The sequence below is a fragment of the Enterobacter sp. 118C5 genome (genome assembly GCF_034107645.1).
Lineage (GTDB): Bacteria > Pseudomonadota > Gammaproteobacteria > Enterobacterales > Enterobacteriaceae > Enterobacter > Enterobacter nematophilus.
On sequence record NZ_JAWNEU010000005.1, the window covers coordinates 161,017 to 182,830 of the forward strand.

Annotated in this window: 12 protein-coding genes; 9 read left to right on the plus strand and 3 right to left on the minus strand. The window is 60.3% G+C overall.

Translation table 11 applies throughout. The features are described 5' to 3' along the window. Positions 1 to 47 precede the first annotated feature (47 nt). Genes UTO39_RS11895 through UTO39_RS11915 form a run of 5 tightly spaced genes read left to right on the plus strand, consistent with a single transcriptional unit; the run spans position 48 to position 5,431 of the window. Positions 48 to 632, plus strand: coding sequence for a fimbrial protein (locus tag UTO39_RS11895; RefSeq protein WP_061096656.1), 585 nt, complete (start codon positions 48 to 50; stop codon positions 630 to 632). Positions 633 to 685: 53 nt separating this feature from the next. Further along, positions 686 to 1,363, plus strand: a complete 678-nt coding sequence (locus UTO39_RS11900; protein WP_151412322.1) for a fimbria/pilus periplasmic chaperone — start codon at positions 686 to 688, stop codon at positions 1,361 to 1,363. Positions 1,364 to 1,386: 23 nt separating this feature from the next. Continuing rightward, on the plus strand, positions 1,387 to 3,912 hold the full coding sequence (locus UTO39_RS11905) for a fimbria/pilus outer membrane usher protein (protein ID WP_320727233.1): 2,526 nt from the start codon (positions 1,387 to 1,389) through the stop codon (positions 3,910 to 3,912). Further along, on the plus strand, positions 3,903 to 4,421 hold the full coding sequence (locus UTO39_RS11910) for a fimbrial protein (RefSeq protein ID WP_320727234.1): 519 nt from the start codon (positions 3,903 to 3,905) through the stop codon (positions 4,419 to 4,421). Before UTO39_RS11905 ends, UTO39_RS11910 begins: the two co-directional genes overlap by 10 nt. Next, positions 4,421 to 5,431 (plus strand): fimbrial protein, encoded by a 1,011-nt coding sequence (locus UTO39_RS11915; RefSeq protein WP_320727235.1) that lies wholly within the window; start codon positions 4,421 to 4,423, stop codon positions 5,429 to 5,431. Before UTO39_RS11910 ends, UTO39_RS11915 begins: the two co-directional genes overlap by 1 nt. A 3-nt stretch (positions 5,432 to 5,434) precedes the next feature. Here the strand turns inward: UTO39_RS11915 and UTO39_RS11920 are convergent, their stop codons facing one another. After that, complete coding sequence (locus UTO39_RS11920; RefSeq protein ID WP_320727236.1) at positions 5,435 to 5,959, minus strand: lipocalin family protein; 525 nt, start codon at positions 5,957 to 5,959, stop codon at positions 5,435 to 5,437. 117 nt (positions 5,960 to 6,076) lie between these two features. Between UTO39_RS11920 and UTO39_RS11925 the strand changes: the two genes are divergently transcribed. From UTO39_RS11925 to UTO39_RS11940, 4 genes are all read left to right on the plus strand, one after another. After that, on the plus strand, positions 6,077 to 6,802 hold the full coding sequence (locus tag UTO39_RS11925) for a MerR family transcriptional regulator (RefSeq protein ID WP_061096662.1): 726 nt from the start codon (positions 6,077 to 6,079) through the stop codon (positions 6,800 to 6,802). A gap of 99 nt (positions 6,803 to 6,901) precedes the next feature. Then, complete coding sequence (uraH, locus tag UTO39_RS11930) at positions 6,902 to 7,312, plus strand: hydroxyisourate hydrolase (protein WP_047366896.1); 411 nt, start codon at positions 6,902 to 6,904, stop codon at positions 7,310 to 7,312. Between the two features lie 102 nt (positions 7,313 to 7,414). After that, entirely contained in the window at positions 7,415 to 8,374 is a 960-nt protein-coding gene (locus UTO39_RS11935; RefSeq protein ID WP_061096664.1) for a DUF523 and DUF1722 domain-containing protein, read from the plus strand. Positions 8,375 to 8,519: 145 nt separating this feature from the next. After that, positions 8,520 to 9,608: an AAA family ATPase gene (locus UTO39_RS11940; protein WP_061096665.1), complete on the plus strand. Its 1,089-nt coding sequence runs from the start codon at positions 8,520 to 8,522 to the stop codon at positions 9,606 to 9,608. A 108-nt stretch (positions 9,609 to 9,716) separates the two neighbouring features. Here the strand turns inward: UTO39_RS11940 and UTO39_RS11945 are convergent, their stop codons facing one another. Then, on the minus strand, positions 9,717 to 9,992 hold the full coding sequence (locus tag UTO39_RS11945) for a hypothetical protein (protein ID WP_266179469.1): 276 nt from the start codon (positions 9,990 to 9,992) through the stop codon (positions 9,717 to 9,719). After that, positions 9,982 to 21,807 (minus strand): hemagglutinin repeat-containing protein, encoded by an 11,826-nt coding sequence (locus UTO39_RS11950; protein WP_320727237.1) that lies wholly within the window; start codon positions 21,805 to 21,807, stop codon positions 9,982 to 9,984. The genes UTO39_RS11945 and UTO39_RS11950 overlap by 11 nt, the downstream gene beginning before the upstream one ends. Positions 21,808 to 21,814 lie beyond the last annotated feature (7 nt).

The following is a 21,814-nucleotide window of genomic DNA, read 5'->3' on the forward strand; positions in this document are numbered from 1 at the left end:
TGCTTTCAGAGCAAATCTCGACATAACAACATAATGGAATCAGGACAATGAAAGCTCAATTCAATACTAAAACGCTGCTTGCGATCGCTATTGCTGCATTACTGCCAGCAGGCACGGCGCTGGCTGCCGGCACCAGCGGCGGCACGGTGAACTTTAGCGGCAAAGTGGTGACCTCCGCCTGCGCCATCAGCGCAGGAAGCGCCAACATTGACGTGGATATGGGTGAAGTGCGTACCGCGACGCTGGCGAGCCCAGGCAGTGAAGCCAGCACGGCAAAAGCCTTTGCCATCACCCTGGAAGATTGTGAAATCGCCGATACCTCGGCCTCAACGGAAGAGAACCCGATTGCCGCAACAACCGTAGCGGTCACCTTCAGCGGAACGCCGGACGGTTCCGACGTTAATAGCCTGTCCGTCGGGGCAAACGGCAGCGCCAGCTCTGCGCAAAACGTGGCCATTCGCCTTTATGACGAACAGGGCAACGTGGTGAAGCTGGGTGAACCTGCTGCGGCCATTCCTTTGCGTAAGGGTGCCAACACCCTGAACTTCAGCGCGAAATATTACTCGCCGAAGGGCAGCGCTACCGCAGGTGATGCCAGCGCCGTCGCGACCTACACCGTGACCTATTCGTAATTTACAGGCCCGGTCTGCGGGCCGGGCCTGGCTTAGCGTTAAGGAGACGCACTATGCGCGTAAATACATGGATTTGCCTGGCGGGCGCGTTATGTTCATCCGCCGTCTCTGCCGGTGGCGTGGGATTGGGCGCAACGCGAATGGTCTACTCCAGCGCCACCAATCAGGCCATGATGCAGGTGAGAAACACCCATCCCGACGCCACGTTCCTGATCCAGTCCTGGATGGAGAACGAGAAAGGCGAACGCACCAACGACTTCGTGATAACACCACCGCTGTACGTCATAAAACCGGCCAGCGAAAGCGCGGTGAAAATCATGTTTAACGGCAAAGCTCTGCCAGAGGATCGGGAGACGCTCTACTGGATGACGGTGAAAGCCATCCCACAGCAGGCTAAAAGCGGCGCCGGAAATACGCTGCAGTTTGCGTCGGCAAACCGCATCAAGGTCTTTTATCGCCCGGCGGGACTCAGTGAGAGCCCGGGAGAAGCGTGGAAAAAACTGGCCGGTGCCTACCGGGCCGGAAAGGTCACGCTCAGCAACCCCACGCCATACTACCTCACCACCATCAACGTGAAAATTGACGGGATGCCGGTGCAGCCGGTGATGGTGCCCCCGAAAAGCAGCGTGACGCTAGCCGAAACCTTCAGCCATGCGGGCAGCATGAGCTATCAGACCATTAACGATTACGGGGCATGGACGCCCGCCACGCGCGCGTCGTTATCCCACTAATAAAAACAGTAAGGCGTGACCACGTGAAAATAAAAATCCTGTGCGCCACGGCGATCGCCCTGGTGATTCGGCAAGCCGTGGCTGCTGAAAGCGAATTGCGCTTTAACCCCGCGTTCCTCAACGGCGAGAGCGCAAACAGCGCCGATCTCGCCTGGGTCAACGCCGGGAGCGCGCTGCCGCCGGGTGATTACAACCTCAACGTGTACATCAATACCAGCTACGCGTTCACAGGTAACGTCACGTTCCGCCTTGCTGAAGACGGCACGGGTGAAGCGCTGCCCTGCCTCACGCCAGAGCAATTCGACGCGCTGGGCATCGATAGTCATCAGGCGAAGGGCGGCGCGCTGGCGCTGGCGCAACGCTGCATCTTCTTAACGAAGGCGTTTGCGGATGCGCAGTTTGATCTGGACCAGAAGACGCTCACCCTGAGCTTCACCGTACCGCAAAGTGCGATGCGCAATTTGCCGCGCGGGTACATCAGCCCGGAAAGCTGGGAGACGGGCATTCCTGCCGCGTGGCTGAATTATGTGGTCAATGGCTCGAACAATGAGTATCGCGGCGAGACGCGCACGCGGGAACAGCAGCTGTTTGCGAGCCTTAACAGCGGCGTCAACCTGGGCGCGTGGCGTCTGCGTGATTTCACCACGTGGACCAAAGACAGCAATGAACTCACCCACGTGCAAACCTGGCTGCAGCGCGATATACGCGCCCTGCGCGCGCAGGTTTACGCCGGGGAAACGTATACCTCGGCGCAGGTGTTCGATTCCGTGGGCCTGCGCGGCATCGCCCTGAAAACCGATGACAACATGCTGCCCGCCAGCCTCAGCGGCTACGCGCCTGAAGTTCGCGGCATCGCGCGCAGCAACGCCACCGTGACGGTTCGCCAGAACGGCAACATCATCTATCAAACCTCCGTTCCGCCGGGGGCGTTTGTGCTGAAAGATCTCTACCCGACCTCCTCGGGCGGCGATCTGGCGGTCACCATTCAGGAGAACGACGGCAGCAAAACGCAATACACGCTTCCCTTTGCCAGCGTGCCGAACCTGGTGCGTAACGGACAGGTGAAATATGCCCTGGGGGCAGGGAAATACCGTCCGACGAGCAACCAGGATGCGCCCGCTTTCGCGCAGGGCGAGCTGTTCTACGGCTGGCGATACGGCCTCACGTTTTACGGCGGGGCGCAGTTTGCCGATCGCTATAACGGCCTGGCCTTCGGGTTTGGGCAGAACCTTGGCCGCTTTGGCGCCTACTCCATCGACATGACCCACGCCCGCAGCCAGCTGGCGGACGATCGGCACTATACCGGTGATTCGGTGCGCCTGCGCTACAGCAAGCTGCTGAACGATATCGGCACGCGGGTTAACTTCTTCTCGCTGCGCTACTCCACGAAAGGGTTTTATACCCTCAGCGATACCACCTACAAAGGGATGACGGGCGGAGCGCCAAAGCAGACTGTGGAAGACGATGGCACCGTGACCACCCATTACGACACCGTGTACAACCTGCATATGTCGCGCAAAGCAAAAAACCAGCTGCTGCTGTCGCAGCCGATGGGGCAATACGGCTCGCTGTCACTCTCCTGGGACCAGCAGACCTACTGGAACACGCCGAAAACCACGCAAAGCCTGCAGTTTGCATGGAACGCCACGTTTCGTAATGTGTCGCTTGGCGTCAGCGCCCAGCGGAGCTCGAGCCTGTATGACGACAAGAAAGATAACATCCTGTCGATGTCGATTTCGGTCCCGCTGGGCAACCCGGCGCTGTCGACCCGCGCGCGCTTTTCCACAACCCATGCGGACTCAACCGGCACAACCGCCAGTACGGGCGTGAGCGGCTACCTGCCGGGCCAGGAGAATTTGTTCTATAGCGTCAACCAGCGCTACAGCGCACAGCAGCACTACGGCGGCGATGCCAACCTGCAATACGAAGGCGCGTGGGGAGACTACAACCTGGGCTACAGCTACGCCAGCGACTCCCGCAACCTCAGCTACGGCATCAGCGGCGGCGCGGTACTGCATGAAGATGGCCTGACGCTGAGCCAGCCGCTCGGGAACACAAATATTCTGGTGAAAGCCCCGGGGGCCAGCAACGTCGCCGTACTTAACCACAAGGGCATCAAAACGGACAGCCGGGGCTACGCGGTGATCCCGTACGCCACGCCATACCGCGTCAACCAGGTCGCGCTGGACGTAACGACCGTCGGCAACGACGTGGAGCTGGAAAATGCCATCGCCAACAAAACGCCTACCGACGGCGCCCTGGTTCGCGCCACCTTCACCACGCACCGGGGGGCAAAAGCGATGTTTATCGTGCGTCACGGCAACGACGTGCTCCCCTTCGGCACGCTGGTCTCGCTCGATGATGACAAAACCAGCGGCATCGTTGGCGATGGCGGCAGCCTGTATCTCTCCGGTTTGCCCGCGAAGGGCACGCTGAACGCCGAGTGGGGTCGCGGCAGCGGCCAGCGCTGCGCCATTTCCTATGCGTTAAGCAAGCAAAACTATAACGCCCGCATCGGTCTCTATTCTCAGGAGGTGGTATGCCAGTAATGCTTCGAATCGGCTGCATCACGCTGCTGCTGGTTTGCACCCTTCCCGTTCGCGGCTATGACGTGCTGGTCTCCGTCACCGGCAATTTGATCGGCAATACCTGCGTGGTAGCGGAGGGCTCTGAGGAGCAAAACGTGCCGCTGGGGACCATCGGCATTAAGCAGTTCAGCCGGGCCGGGGCCGTAAGCAATATTAAAACGCCCTTTACGCTCAGGCTCGAAGCGTGCGGGCCGACTTTTGCAGGCGTAAAAATTCGCTTCAGCGGCACGCCGGATGACACTAATCCACAGCTGCTAAAAATTGCCGACGGCGGTGCCACCGGCGTGGCGGTGCAGCTCCTCGACAAAGAGAACGTGCTCGTTCCTCTCAACACGCAAACCACCGCGTATGGAACGGCGGGGGATGACAGCGTACAGATGACCTTCTACGCGCAGCTGGTGGCCACCGGCGCACCCGTGAGCGCCGGGGACGTGTCAGCCTTCGCCACCTGGACAACGGAGTATTTGTGATGCGTTTACTGTTTTTTATCAGCGGGTTATTTTTCTGCGCCAGCGTGCAGGCGCTGGACTGGAAATCGGACATTACGCTCTCCCCTCAGCCGATGACCTACAGCGGTCCGGCGGATTCGGTTGTGCCGGGCAGCATTATCGGCTCGACCTGGAGCGCCACCGCCAGCGTACAGCAGGTGTTCTGGTGCGGGCTTATTTTTACCTGCAACAAAGGCACGCTGCAGCCCAGCAGCAGCGCCATCACGAGCGGTGCAACGGTCACCGTCGACGGCGTGAACTACACCATTTTTGAGACCGGCGTACCGGGCGTGGGATATATCATCGGACTGAAGGATTTTAAGAGTACAACATACATCCCCCTGCAAACCGGTATCACGCAAAGCTATCCGGCAGAGGGCACCAGTGGGTTTGCCCAGGATCTGGGCTGGTCGGCAAAGGTCACTTTCATTAAAACCGGTGCCGCCCTGAAATCCGGCGTCTATCAAATCCCCACCATCGAAGCCGCGGTATTAACCGCCTATAACAACGAGACGAAAACGGCGCGGGTGATTATCAGCCCGACCACCATCACGGTGACCGCCAGCGGGTGCACGGTCGGCAGTAAAAACGCCAGCGTGGCGCTGGGCACCATTGATATTCGTACCCTGCCCACGGTGGGAAGCACGTCGCCATCGGGGACGTTTACCGTCGGCCTGACCTGCGACGCGAACGTGGCGGTTCACGCGGTGATGACCGATCAGACCACGCCGTCAAATACGTCATCGGTGGTGACGCTGACCGGAGACTCCACGGCGTCCGGCGTTGGGGTGCAATTTTTCTACAACGGCACCGGCCCGCTGATGATGGGGCCGGACAGCTCGGCAGCGGGCGCGACAGGCCAGTTTTTTATCCAGAGCACTGCCGCAGCACAAACGCTCACCCTGCCGTTCCAGGCGCAGTACATCCGAACCGGAGAGCTGGTCCCCGGCTCGGCCAATGCGCTGGCCAGCATTACGTTTTCCTACCAGTAGGGGCTAGTGCTTCACCCACACCAGCTGGTCAACCCGGAAGCCCAGACTGCGCGCAGTGTTCAGGTAATCCTGCTTCACCGCATCCGGGATGGACGGCGTGCGCGACAGGATCCACAGGTAGTCGCGGTTCGGGCCGCTCACCAGCGCATACTGATACTTATCGTCCAGCTTGATCACGTTATACCCACCGTAGAACGGGCCGAAGAACGACACCTTCAGCGCGGCGGTGGTCGGCTCGCCGGTAAAGTACGCTTTCCCCTCGCTCTCGTTCCACTTGTTCTTCACCGGATCAAAACCCCGATTCAGCACGCTGATGCCACCGTCGCTGCGCTCGCTGTAGGTCGCCGTCACCTGCTCCAGACCGCGTTCAAAGCGGTTTTCCAGACGAGCGACTTCGTACCATTTGCCGAGATAGCGGCTGGCTTCAAAGTTGGTAATAGGCTGCACGCCTTTCGGCGGCGTGGGGGATTTACAGGCGACCAGCGTCAGGGCAATAGCAACACCGGTCACAACAGGCCATAGCTTCATGAGAATTCCTTTCATTTGCACGGTTGGAAGTTAAGTGTAGTGCACCCTTTCGGCGCTTCATCCCGTTCGGGAAAATTCGTAGTATATTGAGAGTATTCCTCCACTCTGGACACGGACATGGCTTACTCCATCGGCGAATTCGCCAGACTCAGCGGCATCACCGCCACCACCCTGCGGGCGTGGCAGCGTCGCTACGGTTTACTCAAGCCCCAGCGCACGGAAGGCGGCCACCGCCAGTACAGCGATGAGGACGTCCAGCAGGCGCTCAAAATCCTCGACTGGGTAAAAAAAGGCGTCCCGATTGGCCAGGTGAAACCGCTGCTGGAACGTCCGACGCTGGGGCGGACCAACAACTGGCAAACCCTGCAGCAGAGCATGCTGCAACGGCTGCAGGACGGCAAAGTCGAGTCCCTGCGCCAGATGATTTACGACGCCGGACGCGAATACCCAAGACCCGAACTGGTCGCGAACGTACTGCGTCCATTGCGCAGCCAGGTCTCGGCCAACGTCGCCGCCGCCATGACCCTGCGCGCGATCCTCGACGGCATCATCATCGCCTACACCTCGTTTTGCCTCGAAGGCGATAAAAAAGCGCCGGGCGATAACATTCTGCTCAGCGGCTGGCACCTGAACGACCCGTGCGAGATCTGGCTCGAAGCCTTAACGCGCACCGGCCAGGGCCACCGGATCGACATCCTGCCGGTTCCCCCTGATGCGCTGGCACCGGAGATTTTCCCGGAGCGGAAATGGCTGCTGGTCACCAGCGGCAAGCTCACCGCCGGGCGGAAAAAGCAGGTGGAACAGTGGCAGCAGCAGGTATCGCTTGAAGTGATTATCCTCTGATAATTTTCTCCTGCGGGAATATTCACGAAAAGTTGAATATTTTACCGCGCCGCAGATGCTAACGTTTTCCTGTGACGACTAACTCAACAGGAAAACACCATGAAAAAAACTGCCCCTCTGCTGATCCTGGCCTCGATGGCCTTTGCCCCTGCCGCCTTTAGCGCCCCTGCCGGCACGCTAAGCGTCCACATTCTTGACCAGCAAACCGGAATGCCGCCATCAGACGTGACCGTTACGCTGGAAAAGCAGCAGCAGGATAAATGGACTCAGGTCGCCAGCGGCAAAACCGACCACGATGGCCGTATCAAATCACTCTATCCGCAGGATCAGGACATGCAGCCCGGCGTGTATAAAGTGACCTTCAAAACCGCAGAGTACTTCCACGGCAAAAAGCTGGACACCTTCTTCCCGGAGATCCCGGTGCTGTTTACCGTGACCCGCACCAACGAGAAGCTGCACATCCCGCTTCTGCTGAGCCAGTACGGTTACTCGACCTACAAGGGCAGTTAAGACGCATTGATTTTAAAGGATTATAAAAAATAGTTCCGCGAATACTTGGACAAATTAGTCATGTTGTGTAAGTTTTAGTTATATGAACGGGAGGACTACACCATGACAACGAAACCTGTGCTCGGTATTAGCGGATGTTTGACCGGATCCGCCGTTCGCTTTGACGGCGGACATAAACGCATGGGCTTCGTCATGGATGAGCTGGCCCAGTGGGTGAACTTCAGGCCCGTCTGCCCGGAGATGGCCATCGGCCTGCCGACGCCTCGCCCGGCGCTGCGTCTGATCGTCACGACAGACGGTGAAACGCAGATGCGCTTCAGCCACGCCCCTCACGACGACGTTACGCAGAAAATGGCTGACTTTGCGGCAGATTATTTGCCGAAAATCGGCGATCTCGCAGGCTTTGTTGTCTGCGCAAAATCCCCAAGCTGCGGCATGGAACGCGTGCGGCTGTACGATGAAAACGGCAACCGGGGCCGCAAGGAGGGGGTCGGGCTGTTCACCGCCGCCCTCCTTGAAACCTTGCCGTGGCTGCCCGTGGAAGAAGACGGACGCCTGCACGATCCGGTGCTGCGGGAAAACTTCGTCGAGCGCGTTTTTGCGCTGCACGAACTGAACACGCTGCGTAAAAATGGCCTCACGCGCCGCGCGTTGCTGGACTTCCACAGCCGCTATAAGCTTCAGCTGCTGGCGCACCACCAGGCGGGTTACCGTGAAATCGGTCCGTTCGTTGCCTCGCTGCACGAGTGGGAAGACCTGGACGCCTTTTTCGTGGCGTACCGGGAAAAGCTGATGACCATCCTGAAAAAACCTGCTTCACGGAAGAATCACACCAACGTGCTGATGCATATTCAGGGGTATTTCCGTAACCAGCTGAACAGCCGCCAGCGCGGCGAGCTGCGCGACGTGATCCTGCACTATCGCAACGGACAGTTGCCTATCCTCGCGCCGATCACGCTGCTGAAGCACTACCTGGCAGAATACCCCGACCGGTATCTGATGACGCAAAACTACTTTGATCCCTATCCTGATGATTTGGGTCTGCGTCTGGCAGTCAAGTGATCATAAAAATGCGAAGGCCCCATTGACCCGTAGAGGCCCAAAGCAGTACCCCGTTTAGACGACATCCTCACTGTCGTCTCTTTTTTGCATTTCATCTCAAAGACTGTGATTATATACAGGCTTATTCTGCAAAAGGGGCCTGCCTGTGATCAACACCCTGCACATTCAAAACTACCGCTCCATCCGCGAGATGTCGCTGGAGCTGGAGCAGCTCAACATCGTCTTCGGGCCGAACGGTACCGGAAAATCCAATATTTACAAGGCGATATACCTGATGCACAGCGCCGCCCAGGGGCAGTTTTCCCAGGCGCTGGCGAACGAGGGCGGCATTCTGAAGGTGTTCTGGGCGGGCAAAACCCGCAGCGACCAGCTGCGGCGGATGAATCTGGCGGTGGAAACCGAATCCTACGAATACGAGCTGCAGGTCGGGTTTGTGGAGAAGCTGCCGTATCCCTCGCAGTTTCAACTCGACCCGGTGATCAAAGAGGAGTCCATCTGGCTGAGCGGCCAGCACCGTCGGCCTTCGTCACAGCTGATGAAGCGCAGGAATCAGGCCGTGTTTCTGAACAACGTGCATCACGAGAAAGTGACCCACAGCGGCACGCTGTACGAGAACGAATCGGTATTCGGGCAGCTCGGCGAACCGCATCTTTATCCGGAAGTGTCGCAGATGCGCGAGTCCCTGCGTAACTGGCGCTTTTATCATGAGTTTTCCGTCTCATCCGGCTCGGCGATGCGCGCCCCGCAGGTTGGCTTCCGCTCTCCGGTACTGGCCAGCGACGGCGCTAACCTGGCGGCCGCGTTTCAGACCATCGTCGAGATTGGCGACGAACTGCTGCTGATGCGCATTCTCGACCAGGCCTTCCCCGGCTGCGTGTTTTACAGCGACAACACCGGCGGACGTTTTCGCATGATGATGCAGCGCGAGGGGCTAAGCAGGCCGCTGGAACCGGCGGAGTTCTCCGACGGCACCCTGCGCTTTCTGTGCCTGGCGGTGGCGCTGTTAAGCCCGCGCCCACCGGCGTTTATCGCGTTGAACGAACCGGAAAACAGCCTGCACCCGCAGATGCTGCCCGCGCTGGCGAGCTTAATCGCCGAGGCCAGCCGCTACTCGCAGATCTGGCTCACCAGCCACTCGCCGGAGCTGGCGAAGCTGATTGAGAAGCAGAGATCGTTCTCGTTGTATCAGCTGTCGATGGCGGAGGGGGAGACGAGGGTGGAGAGGCTGGGGTAGTCGGTAAGAAAAAATCGTCAGGAAGATCTCGTTTGTAGCGAAGTTATGCCTGGAAAGAACGTTTCCCAGGCATATCAAATGTCCATACAACCCGGATGGGCCTGTCAATTAGTGGCGATCTATTGAAGATGATTTTCTGGCTTTGCGTTCATCTACCTTTGCAAAGAGCCATACTCTGGCACCTGCGGCGACGCCAACAATAGCGCTCACCACAGACAAATAACTTAATGATTTTGATGAAAAATCAATCTTTCCAGAGCTTATAAACTCGATCAGCACATTGTTTACAATAAAAATAAGCGCAAAAAAACATACGCCGTAATAAAGGGTACTAAGCAGAAAAACCAAAAACGTAGCCCGATGAAACGTCTTTTTATTTGCCATTAACTTTATCCTTAACTTTATCGCCGATTAACTCCCCTCCCAAACCACCAATCAGATCATTAACTTCCCCAGGGAAAGGTGCCAGCTCACCGAATTTACCGCCAGCCCATGAACCTAATGCTGAACCAATAAGCGATCCCGTATCTGGGCCATCAGTAAAGAATGCCCCGCCCATAGCTATGCCGACGTTTTGCCAGGTATTCCTTCCCGGAGCAAGCATTCCTCCTACGCCAGCACTAATGCTGCTTTTATAATCCCATGATTTATTTTCATTGCCAGGCTGACTAAGACTAAACCACTGGTACCCTCCGTTAGCGATTTCCGCAATCACTCCCCCGCCAACAACTTTACCCACGGACGCTGCAGGTCCTAAATACCAGGCAGCTCCGATCATTACCCCATCCTGGTAACCTTCGACAATCACTTTTGTGATGTTAGCGCCCTCAGGTAAGTCGCCTTTCGCCAGTTTATCCAGACCGGCCTGTTTTTCTTCTACAGATAAGCCCTGGCTTTCAGCATATTGATTCCATGACCCCACGGCATTCATGTAGTTATCAAGGCCGGAGGGGAGCGGAATGGAGGTTGCATTATTCTCAGCCGCGTTCTTTCCCCCTTGCGCTCCAGCAGTTGCCGAAGCCGTACTACCTCCCGCCAATCCACCCGCCATCCCCGCCGATACTGAAGCAAGCGTAATGACCGTCTGCTTTTGATCTTCGCTCAGTTTCGACAGGTCTTTCACTTCCGGATAGAGCACGCTGGCTATAGCATGCGCAGCCAGCTCCCCTGACGCGGCCCCCGCAGCTCCCGCGGCAGCGCTGTTCCCCTGGAGAGCCGCCACAGCGCCGCCCAGAATAGCGTGCGCAACGGTATTGACGGTCGGATCGCCTTCGGTAGATTTAAGCATATGCGCCAGCTCCGGTGCCGATGCCCCCGCCAGCGCACCGGCAATATTGCCACCCGCCAGACCCTGCAGCGCTGCCGTGGCCGCCTGGATGCCGCGCTGCAGATCGCTGCCGGTTCCGTACGTCACCATCACATCTTTGTATGTCTGGGTATCACGCAGCTTCGCAAGATAGTTCTGGCGCTGTTCCTCTGTCGCATTTTCGGGAAGTGTCTCACCGGATGCTTTCTGTGCCGCCTTAAGCGCGTTCAGGTCACCCTGGGTTTTGGCAATATCCGCCACCTGGCTGCCAATATCGCTGATCATCCCAACTGCGTTCAGGCGGTTCTGCTCTTTCTCCTTGTCGAAGATCGGGCTGATGCTGTCGTTGGCATGTTCGGTGTCGCGGCTCAGATCGGCCACGTCCTGCTTCTGGTTTGCCTTGTCGCGGATGGTGAGGGAGCCCTCCGCCACAGCGGCCTGCGTGGTGCCCTCCTTATGGCCTTTATTACCCGCAGCGGAGATCATGCCGCCCGGCAGGTTGCCCTGGAATTTATCCCCGAAGCTGCCGCCGCCGCTCAGGCTGATACCGGAGTGCGAGGTTTTAAAGTCCGCCTCGTTGTGGATATCGCTGAAGCCCAGCGTCCCGGTGTCGAGGCTGTTTTTGTCCGGCGTGGCGGTAGAGGCGATAACCGCGCCATCAAGCTGGGTATGATGCCCCACGGTGATGTCGAATCCGCCGTCCCCGGCATACAGCCCGGTCTGTTCGGCCACCGAATCAAAGCGGCTCTTCATCTTGTCCTGGCTGGCGTTGATATAGCCTGAACCGGACATGGTGCCGAAGGTGAAGCTGCCCCCCGCCGCAACGCTGGTCTGCTTGCTGTCGTAGTCGCTGTTGTCCTGCTGGCTGCGCATCAGCAGATCGTGACCAACATCTGCCACGATTTTATCGCCGTTAACCTGGGCCCCGTTGAGCACGGTGTCGTGCCCGCTTTTAAGGGTGACGGTTTTGCCGCTGTCGATGGTGGTTTCGGTCCAGTCGGTACCGTTGCCTTTATCCTTGCCGTGCGCGGCGTTGACGTTGGCAAACACGCTGATACCCGCGCCGCTACCTCCGGCACCGATGCTCACGCCGATACCGCCACCGCTGCTGCTGTTCTTGCCGCTGGTTTTTTGGGTGTTCGCCGCGCCGGACAGCAGAATATCGTTCTGTGCATCCAGCGTGGTGTCGCCCCCGGCTTTCAGCTGGCTGCCCGCAATCACGATGTCACCGCTGTTCACGCCGTTGTTTTTGCCGTTCGCGGTGATGGTGAGATTATTGCCTGCGTTCAGCGTGCTGCCTGCCACCGCATCACTCTCAGCATGCTGCTGTGATTTCGACTTCTGGGTCGTCAGCGAGAGGCTCACCCCCATTGCGTTCGGGTCGCCGGTGGTTGCCGCCATATCCGCTGCCTGCCCGGCCTGCACGCCGGACAGCACCGTTTTGGTGGCCTGAAGGGCTTTCAGACGGCCGTCACTCTGCGCTTTGGTCTCCTGCGCCGCGCTCACGGCATTGTTAATAGCGCTGCCGACGGTGCCGGAGAGCGCCACGGTAAGCCCGCTTTTCTTCTGCTCGAAGGTCTCATCCCGGGTGCGCTTGTCGTGCCCCGGCTCGATGATGACGCTGTCGCCGCTGAGGCTTAAATCCTTCCCGGCGATAAGATCCGCACCGCCGACATGGGCCTGGTTTCCGGCAGAAATCGCGACGTTACCGCCCGTCGAGCCCACCGTACTGAAGCTCTGGCTCTGGGTGGTGCCCTTCTCACGGAGATCGTGCGTGCTTTTGCTGCTGCCGATGGTGAAGCCAATCCCGCCCGAGCCCATCAGGCCGGATTTTTTCTCTTCCTTAAAGCGCCAGGAGGTGTCGGTGTTCGTGGCCGCCACGATATCAACGTTGTTGCCCGCCTTAAGCTGCACGTCGCCATCGCCCGCCACGGCGGAGCCTGACACCCGCAGGTTATTGCCCGCCACCACCTGCACGTTGTCGCCGCTCAGCAAGGAGCCGGATTCACGCGTCGCGCTGTTCTCCTCGATGGTGTGGGTGGTTTTCTTGCTCAGGAAACCTTTCTTGGTTTTGGTCTCCTCTTTGTAGTGATAATCGCTTTCGGTTGCGGTATCGAGGCTGACGTCGCGGCCTGCTGCCACGCCAATATCGCCCTTCGCCGTCACCTGCGCGGCTTCAGTGGTGACATCGCGTCCGGCGAGGATCTGCGTATTCGCCCCGCTGGCGATCTCCGTTCCCTGCTGACGCACCGACTCGTTAATAACGGTTTTCTTGCCTGACCTGTAGCTGTCGCCCTGCGTGGTCTCTTCCGCAGCCAGATTCACGTCGCGCCCCGCCTGCAGCCCGGCGCTTTTCTCCGCCGCCAGCGCGGCGGCCTGCGCGTTGATATCCTGCCCGGCCTTCAGCACCAGGTTATCGCCTGCGGAAATCGTGGTGCGGTCGATCCCGGTACTGTGGGATTCGCTTTTCCCTTTCCGGCTATTTTCGCTGGTCTGCGCCGCGTTCAGGTTGAGATCGTTGCCCGCGCTCAGTCCCGCGCTGCCGCCCGCCTTCAGGTCGCTGGCGGTCACGTCAAGGTTGTGCCCGGCATTCACCAGCATGTTGCCGCCCGCGGTGACGCTACTGCCCTGATACGTGACGGACGAGCGGCCGGTTTTCTCCCGGCTGGAGCTGTACGCGTCGTTGATCTGATTCGCGTTGACGGCAATATCGCCCCACGCGTTCAGCAGCATGTCGCCGCCGGAGGCCAGGTTCGCCCCGGTCACGGTGATGTTTTTCCCCGCCTCAAGCGACAGGCCATCCTGCGCGGTAATGGACGCCGTGTTGCCCAGAAGCGTGTCTTTCAGGCCGATGTTGCTGTATTTCCCTTTGGCGTTGATATCAATCTGCTCAACCTGGGTCAGGTTGTTGATGCTGCCGTCCAGGCTCTCCAGCGCGACCGTTTTACCGCTGATGGTGGAGCTGATGTTATTGATATCGCCGATGGCGCTCAGGTTCAGGTCGCCGCCCGCTTTCATCAGGCCGTTGTTGAGGTTGCTGATGCTGTTCTGGCTGTCGAGCGTCAGGCTGTTATTCGCCAGCAGCGAACTGCCGCTGTTGGTGATGCTGCCGCCCTTCAGGGTGACGTTATTGCCCGCGATCACGCTGCCGTTATTAACGGTGACGTCCTTCGGCGACAGGTAGAGTTTCGGCACCATCACCGTTTCGCCGTTGACGGTGGCTTTCTCCCACCAGAGAAGGCTGCGGTCGAGCGCGGCAATCTGATCCGCAGTCAGCGAAACGCCAAACTGCAGGCCCAGCGACTGCTGCGCCGCCGCGGCGTTATCCATCAGATAGCGCATCTGATCCAGATCGGAGCCGATGCCGTTCAGGTAGCGGTTGCCGGTCTGGTTGAGCAACACGTTGGAAACATAGCGAGTATCGAACGCCGCATCGCCGAGGAAGCGGTAATCGTAGTCCGGGTTCAGGTTGAGGCGGCCCAGCATGTAAGACGAGCCGAGGAACTGCTTCTCGTCGGTAAACGCCAGCCGCGTCTCCTGCGGCGCAGTGGACGACGGCTTGACCCCGAGCATGGCGTTCAGGTCGGCAAACAGGGCGGGATCGAGCTGCCCGAGATCGTTCAGTTTCGGGTTGATGTTGATCAGGTACGGACTTTTCGGATTGTCGTTGAAGACAAAATAGCCGCTGTTGCCCGACGGCAGCGGGTAAGCGCTGGTATCGACGCGCTGGCCCTGATAATGCCCAACGGCACCGCCCTGAGCGGTGTTGAGATCGGCGGTGGTGGCCCCGGCGTTAGCCAGTGCGCCCAGTTGGCCGAGGCTGGCGTTGCCTTTCTGCGTAGTGGCAATGTTGCTGAGAGAGGTGCCAGACGCGCCGCTGTTTTCCAGCGCGCCACCGCCGTTAAGCTGCTGCAGTGCCCCCTGGAGCCGATCGTTCCACTGCAGCGAGTTCACCGCCACGGTGCCGGTATTGCTCAGCCCCTGTTTTTGCACCCCGCTGCCGATGGTCTGGTTGCTGAGGCTGTTCAAGGACGGCGTGGAGATAACAGTGCTAACGCCGCCGGCGTTGGCGGTGGTATTGGTGTTGCTGATATTGCTGGTGAAGTTTGCGGTGACGTTGCCGCCAGCCTGGATGACGGCGCGAACAATAGCCCCTCCTTCATCCTGAACCCGCTCTTGACCCGTCAGCGCGTAAAGAGCACCTCCAGCACCGACATAAGAGGATGAATAGATCAGATAATCGGTATAACCACCTGACTGATAACTATTGTTATTAAGAACGTTTCCGCTTAACGAGACGTTATCATTAGCCAGAATATTACTTGCATTGTTATCAAGCGTAGCGGCGTTTATGTTCAGGTTTTTACCTGAAGCAATACGAGCCGCCGCGCTATTTCCTGAAATGTCCATCGTTGTACGGGAGATGGCAAAACGCTGAGTTTTTCCTGCTTCTGTGAGTTTGTAGGACTTCCTGTAAAATGGTTCATCCGATGTACATGCTCCTGTAGGCCCACAACTCCCCACCCAAACGTCTGTACGGGTATAAACGATGTCGTAATTGTCTTTTGGCATGTCATCCAGAGATACCTGATATGATGCCGTGCCCACGTAAGCTGGATTGGTTAAAGTCTGAGTATTACCGCTTGACTCCATATCATCTCGTTCATTCAGCAAATGCCCTGTTCTGATCCCAATATCACCATTCTGCGTCTCAATATTCCCCGACGTATTCACCACCTGACTGTTCGCATTCCCCGCTGCATCCCGCTGCATCCACAGGTTGTTCCCCGCCATGATGTCGCCGCGCTGGTTGGTGATGCTGTCGGCAAACAGCGCCAGGTTATTCGCCGCGTACAGCAGCGCGGTATTAACGATGGAGCCCGGCGCGCTGAGGGTCAGCGAGCCGCGCGTGCCGGTGAAGCCGTCGACGGTAATATTGCCCCGGCTGGCAACAGTAATGTCGCCCCCGCCCTGCACCGAGCCCGCGGCGTTTAGCGCCACATTGCTGCCGGAGAGCGTACTGGCACCGCCGCCGGTGGTGATTTGTCCGTTATTGCTGAGCTGCCCACCTGCATTGAGGTTGACCGCCTGCCCCTGCAGCACGCTGCGGTTATCGATGTCGCCACCGCTATTGATGGTCAGGATTCTGCCCGCCGCCACGGCGGTTTTGCTGGTAAACGCGTTCGTCAGCTGCAGCGTTAAATCACCGAGAGACACCAGCTGACCAACGACGTCCAGCCCCTTGCTCTGCAGCCACAGGTTGCCGCCGCTCAGGAGCTTGCCGCCCGCGCTCTGGGTCACCTGGTCGGCATTAATATTCAGCTGCGCGTTGCCGAGCAGCGTGCCGCTGTTGTTCAGTTGGCCGTAGTTGACCGTCAGCTCGCCCGCCTGGGTCGTGCCCTGGCTGGCAAGCGTGGTACCGGTCAGCGTGGCGCGATCGGCCACCCACGTGCCGCCGTTAGTGGCGTTCGCCGCATTGAGGATCAGGTCGGTGGCCTGCAGCCAGCCGGTGCCGGTGAACTGCGGCGTGCCGAGCGTCAGGCGCGCGCCGGAAAGCAGCCTGCCGTCATTACGCGCCTGCGAGGAGGCGGTCACCCGCGTCTCGCCGCCGCCCTGGATCAGGCCGTAGTTAAATAATGTGGGCGTGGTCAGCGTCAGGCCATCGCGGCTGACGATTTCGCCCCCGCCGTTGTTGGTCAGCGTACCGCTGAGGGCCAGCGTCGCGCCGTTATCGCCCTGCAGACGTCCGCCGTTGGTGAGCGCCCCGGTGGTGATACCGAGCGTGCTCCCCTGAATCTTCCCGTCACTGGTAACGGACGCCGCCGTGACGTTCAGCGCCCCGCCGGAGAGCAGGGTCCCGGTTGACTGCTGGCTCACCGCGCCGGTCTGGCTGAGGGTCAGACCATTCACGCCGCTGATGGCGCCGCTGTTGCTGAGCGTGCCGCTTTTCAGCGTCAGGTTTTTCGCCGCCCACTGCCCCTGGTTCACCAGCGTGGCAGCCTGCAGCGTCGCGCTGCCCAGCGCGGTGATCTTGCTGCCTGCGGTCCCGTTGAGCGTATCGGCCAGCGTCATCTGCAGCGCGTCGGCGCTCTGCACCGCACCGCTGTTGGTGAGCGACTGGGCGTTAAGCAGAATGTTTTGTGCCTGCCAGCTTCCGGCGTTGGTCACCGCACCGGACGTTATCGTCAGGGTGCCCTGGGTGAGCAGCTTGCCGCCTGCGCCGTTAATGAGTTCCTGCTGCGGCGCGGCCATCGCCATGCGCGCCATCAGCCGCTGCTGCCCCTGCAGGGTCAAGCTCTGCAGGCCGGTTAAGGTGCCCTGGTTGTTGATGCTGCTCTGACCCAGCGTGAGGCTGTTCCCCTGCACGGTGCCGCTGTTTTTGAGCGTGCTGCCGCCGAGCGTGACGTTATCCTCGCTGAGAAGCTGCCCGCGGTTATCCAGCGTCCGGGCGGTGATATCCGCTCCGCCCTGGCTCATCAGCGAGCCGGTTGACGTCAGCGTGCCGCCTGCATTTGCCGTCAGCGTTCCCTGGCTGAGCAGTGACCCGCCGTGCGACCAGTCGGTAGCGCCGATCTCTGCGCCGTTCCCCTGCAGCGTGCCCTGGGTGGTCAGCTGGCCTGCATCCAGCGTCAGCATGCCGCCGGAAAGCGTGCGCGAATTCGTGCCCGTGGTCAGCGTGGTGCCGGTGAGCGCCAGGCCGTTCGTTCCCTGCATCAGCCCGCCGTTGTTGAGATCGCGAGCATTGAGGGACAGCGTGCCGCCCATGATGCGCCCCGGGTTCGCCAGGGTGTCCGCGGTGAAGCTCGTTGTTCCGCCGCTCTGCAGCAGCCCGGTATTCGTTAACACCCCGCTAAGGGTACCGCTGAGTCCCGTCAGCCCGTTCACCGTGCCGCTGTTGGTCAGGGTGCTGCCCGTCATGCCCAGCGTCGCGCCCTGCAGCGTACCGGCGTTCGTCACCTGCCCGCCCTTCAGCGTGAAGCCGCCGCCGGAGAGCCATTTGCCGTTCAGATCGTTAATAAAGCGATCGGCGGTGGCGTTAACGGCGTTGCTGCCCTGCATCAGGCCGCTGTTGCGTAGCTCCGCTGCGCCTGCGGTCAGCGTTTTGCCCGCCGCCGTGCCGCTGTTGTTCAGCGTCGTTGCGTTAAGCGCGGCATCGTCAGTGGCAACAAGGTTCCCCGTATTTGTCAGGGTGTTGCTCAGGCCAAGATCCAGGTTCTGCGCCTGAATGTCACCCTGGTTAGTCAGGTCAGTTCCCCGAAGGGTGAACCCGCCGTTCACCAGCAGCAGACCGGCGTTATCAAGCGTATCGAGGGACACGTTCAGGCCGCTTCCGCTCACCAGCTGTCCGGTGGCGCCGTTGCTCAGCGTGCGGGTGGTCAGCGCCAGCGCGTCGTTACCCTGCAGAATGCCGGAGTTGGTCAGCTGCGCGGCGTTCACCGCCAGCGCTTTCCCGGCCAGCTGGCCGTCGTTAAACAGCTGCGCCGCCGTCAGCGTAAACAGGTTCTGGCTGAGCAGAGCCCCTTTGTTGTCCAGCCTGCCGGTCGTGGAAAGCGTCAGGGCATCCAGCGTCTGAACGCTGCCCTGGTTGCTCAGGTTTTCTGCGCCAAGCGTCGCGCTGCGCCCTTGCAGGCTGCCCGCATTGCTGAGGTTTTTTCCGCTCAGGGTCAGGGTCTCGCCACCCGTCACCTGCCCCTGAGTCTGGTTCGCGAAGGTATCGCCGGACCAGGCCAGCGTGCTGCTGCCCTGAAGCAGGCCGCTGTTCTGCAGATCGCCCCGCAGGGTCAGCACTTTCGCCAGCAGCTGGCCCCGGTTATCAGTGCTGCCGGCCTGCACGTCCAGCGCCTGCTGGCTGAGCACCTTGCCGCTGTTGGTCAGCGCGCCGGTTACCGCCGCCGTCACGCCCGCTTCCCCCAGCGCGTTACCGGTGTTGGTCCACTCGCCGGTGGCCAGGTTTAGCGTTTTGCCCTGCAGCAGCCCGGCGTTGTTTAACGTGGTGTGGTGCAGTTCGAGCGCGCCACCGGAGAGCAGCATGCCCGCCTGCTGGTTGCTGAGCTGCGCCCCCGTCGCCGTCAGGGAATGGGTTCCCTGCAGCGTGCCGCCGTTGGTGACCGCCGCGCTGTTGATCTGCGCGTCGGTACCGGCCATCAGCCCGCCGTTCGTCAGGCTGGCGGCGGTCAGGGTCAGGCCGTCCCGGGCAATCACCCGGCCATCGGCATCGTTTGCGGCCTGGCGGGTCAGGTTCAGCAGCAGCGCGGTGGCGCTGAGTTCGCCGCTGTTGGCAAGCGTGTCGCCGTTAAGCGTCAGCGTTCCGCTGCTGCGCAGCGCGCCACGGTTAGTGATGTCTGCCACGCCGAGCGTCAGGGTATCTTCCCCCTGAACGGTGCCCTGGTTGTGCAGGCTGTTCGCCGTCACGTGCAGGTCGCTGGCCGCAATATTGCCCGCGTTAACCAGCGTGGTGCCGTTCAGCGCGATCCGCTCGTCCGCCAGCAGGCGTCCGCTGTTGCTCAGGTTGAGATAATCGCTGCTCAGACTGACGCCGTTGATTTCACCCTGGTTTGTCAGCGCATCGCCTTTGACGCGCAGCGTGCCGTCGGTGGTGATAAGCCCGCTGTTAGCCAGCACGGGTATGTTCAGCGTTAAATCCTGCGCGCTGTAGACCGAGCCTCCGGTCAGGTTCGCGAGCGATTCGGTCTTCAGATTGAGCAGGGTGGTTCCCTGCAGCAAACCGCCGTTCTCTACCGACGCACCGTCCAGCGACAGGCTATCGGCTACCAGCGAACCGCGGGTGGTGATGCGGTCAGCAGCCGTCAGGGTCATGCGGTCCGCTTTTGCGACGCCGGAGTGGAGGATGTTCTCTCCACTGAGGCCGATCGTACCGGCGGAAAGTTCTCCGCTGCTGGTCAGGTCGTTGGTCGCGTTAAAACTCAGGGTGTTAGCAGTGGATTTCCCGGCATGCGCCAGCGTGCCCGCCGTCACCGACAGCGCCCCTTTCGCCGCCTGGGTGCCGTTCAGCGTCGCATTCTGCGCCTGGAGGGTGAGCGCCTGCCCGCTCTGCAGGCGGGCATCCCGATCGGTGATCAGATCGCGGGTGGAAACGGTTAATGCCCCCGCAGCGTCCGTCTGCCCGTTCAGGCTGGCGCTACGGTTGGCGGTAAGCTGGACGTTGCCCTGGCTGGTGGTGCGGGATGCCTGGCCGCTGGTCAAGGTATCGGCCTGCGCCGTCAGCGCCGTCGTGCCGGACAGGGTACCATTCTGTTCAAGGGTGCCTGCGGTCACGTTCATCGCGCCGTCAGCCAGCAGGCTGCCGCCGTTACGCAGGGTTTGCCGCGCCGTGACTTTCGCATCCCCTTTCGCGCTCAGCGTGCCCTGCTGCTCCAGGGTATCGGCGTTTAACGCCAGCGTTCCCGCGCTCTGCAAAGTACCGCTATTGGTGACCGTCTGCCCCCGTAAAGTAACGTCGTTACCCTGCAACGTGCCGCCGTTCGTCAGGTCTCCGGCGTTCACATCCAGATGGCCTTTCGCCGCCAGCTGGCCGCCGTTTGACACCCTGTCGCCGGAGAGCGCAGCGTCGCGCCCCGCATTTACCTGACCCTGGTTACTGACGGTGCTGCCCGTCAGGCGAATATCGCCCGAGGCGTCGGCCCGGCTCTGGCCGTCCAGCACCAGCTGCCCGCCGCTCAGCGTCAGGTTCTCGCCTGCCGAGATCGCACTGTCCGTGGCTGACAGCGTGTCGCCGCCGGTCAGCGTGGTGCGGGTATCGCTTCCGATGCGAGTATTGGTCAGCGCGATATCCTTTTCGGCCGTCACGCTGAGCGCGCCTTTGCTGGTCACGCTGCCGCCCGCGATCTGCACTTTCCCCTCACCGGAAAGGCGCATGTCGCCGCTGCTGGCGAGCGTGCTGTTATTGAGTTCCACATCCTGCGAGCTGGTCACGTTCAGCGCGCCATCGGCCTGATGGCTGCCGTTGAGGGTCACCCCCGCGCCATTCGCGGCGATCGATCCGCTGGCCACGCTGTTCGTGACCGTCAGTTTCCCGCCCGCATCAAGCTGAATATCCCCCTGGCGCGCGGTGAGGTTGCCGAGGTTTACCCCAACACCCTTCTCGCTGGAGACCAGGCGGATACGGTTGGCATACATCCCGCCGAGCGCGCCGGTATCCACGGCCACCACGGGCGCAGCGCCCTCACCGGCAATCGGCTTAACGCTTCCATCTGCGCCAACGCGGTTCGCTCCTGCCGTCACCTTCAGGTCGTTCGCGTGAATCGCGGCGTTCACTTCCGTTGCGCGCGCAATAATCGACAGCGCGTCGCTCCTGCTGGCGTCCAGCCCCTGGCCTTCAACCGTAATGGCGCCTTTCGTCACGTCCAGCGCCAGCAGGTTACCGTTAGCGTCAAACTGCGGTTTACCCGTGGTCAGCGTGGCGTTGGGGGTGTTGATAAACCCGCATCCGTTACAGGTGATACCGTACGGGTTGGCCACCATGACGTTTGCCGCCTTACCGGCGACTTCCGTGTAGCCCTGCAGCTGGGAGCGGTTAGCTCCCGTGACTTCGTTGATGATGCCTTTCGCTTCCCGCCCGGCCTGCAGGTTGGGGTTGTTCTGGATAAGCCCGCCCAGCTGGGTCTGGGTTAAACGGTCCGTGCCGTTGTTGAGGATAAGCCCCTCTTTGCCGACGTTGTAATCCTGGAACTGGTTATGCGAAATGCCCGCCCCGTTCGGCGTGGCAATATTGATGACCGGAACTCCGTTCCCCGCCTGGTCCACCGTGGTCTGCCCGGTCGGCGTGAGCGCCGCCGCGACGGCGGGTGCCATCGGCTGCCAGACCATTAAGCCGCAGACAATCCAGCTGATCAGACGCTGCGAGAAACGAACGGGTGGGTGGCGGGTATCCATAGTCGTA

Excerpts from the sequence above, each read along its gene's own strand:
- uraH (WP_047366896.1), top strand. The coding sequence starts at position 6,902 with ATGAAAAAAACTGCCCCTCTGCTGATCCTGGCCTCGATGGCCTTTGCC.
- UTO39_RS11910 (WP_320727234.1), top strand. The coding sequence starts at position 3,903 with ATGCCAGTAATGCTTCGAATCGGCTGCATCACGCTGCTGCTGGTTTGC.
- UTO39_RS11895 (WP_061096656.1), top strand. The coding sequence starts at position 48 with ATGAAAGCTCAATTCAATACTAAAACGCTGCTTGCGATCGCTATTGCT.
- UTO39_RS11920 (WP_320727236.1), bottom strand. The coding sequence starts at position 5,959 with ATGAAGCTATGGCCTGTTGTGACCGGTGTTGCTATTGCCCTGACGCTG.
- UTO39_RS11925 (WP_061096662.1), top strand. The coding sequence starts at position 6,077 with ATGGCTTACTCCATCGGCGAATTCGCCAGACTCAGCGGCATCACCGCC.
- UTO39_RS11935 (WP_061096664.1), top strand. The coding sequence starts at position 7,415 with ATGACAACGAAACCTGTGCTCGGTATTAGCGGATGTTTGACCGGATCC.
- UTO39_RS11900 (WP_151412322.1), top strand. The coding sequence starts at position 686 with ATGCGCGTAAATACATGGATTTGCCTGGCGGGCGCGTTATGTTCATCC.
- UTO39_RS11915 (WP_320727235.1), top strand. The coding sequence starts at position 4,421 with ATGCGTTTACTGTTTTTTATCAGCGGGTTATTTTTCTGCGCCAGCGTG.
- UTO39_RS11950 (WP_320727237.1), bottom strand. The coding sequence starts at position 21,807 with ATGGATACCCGCCACCCACCCGTTCGTTTCTCGCAGCGTCTGATCAGC.
- UTO39_RS11945 (WP_266179469.1), bottom strand. The coding sequence starts at position 9,992 with ATGGCAAATAAAAAGACGTTTCATCGGGCTACGTTTTTGGTTTTTCTG.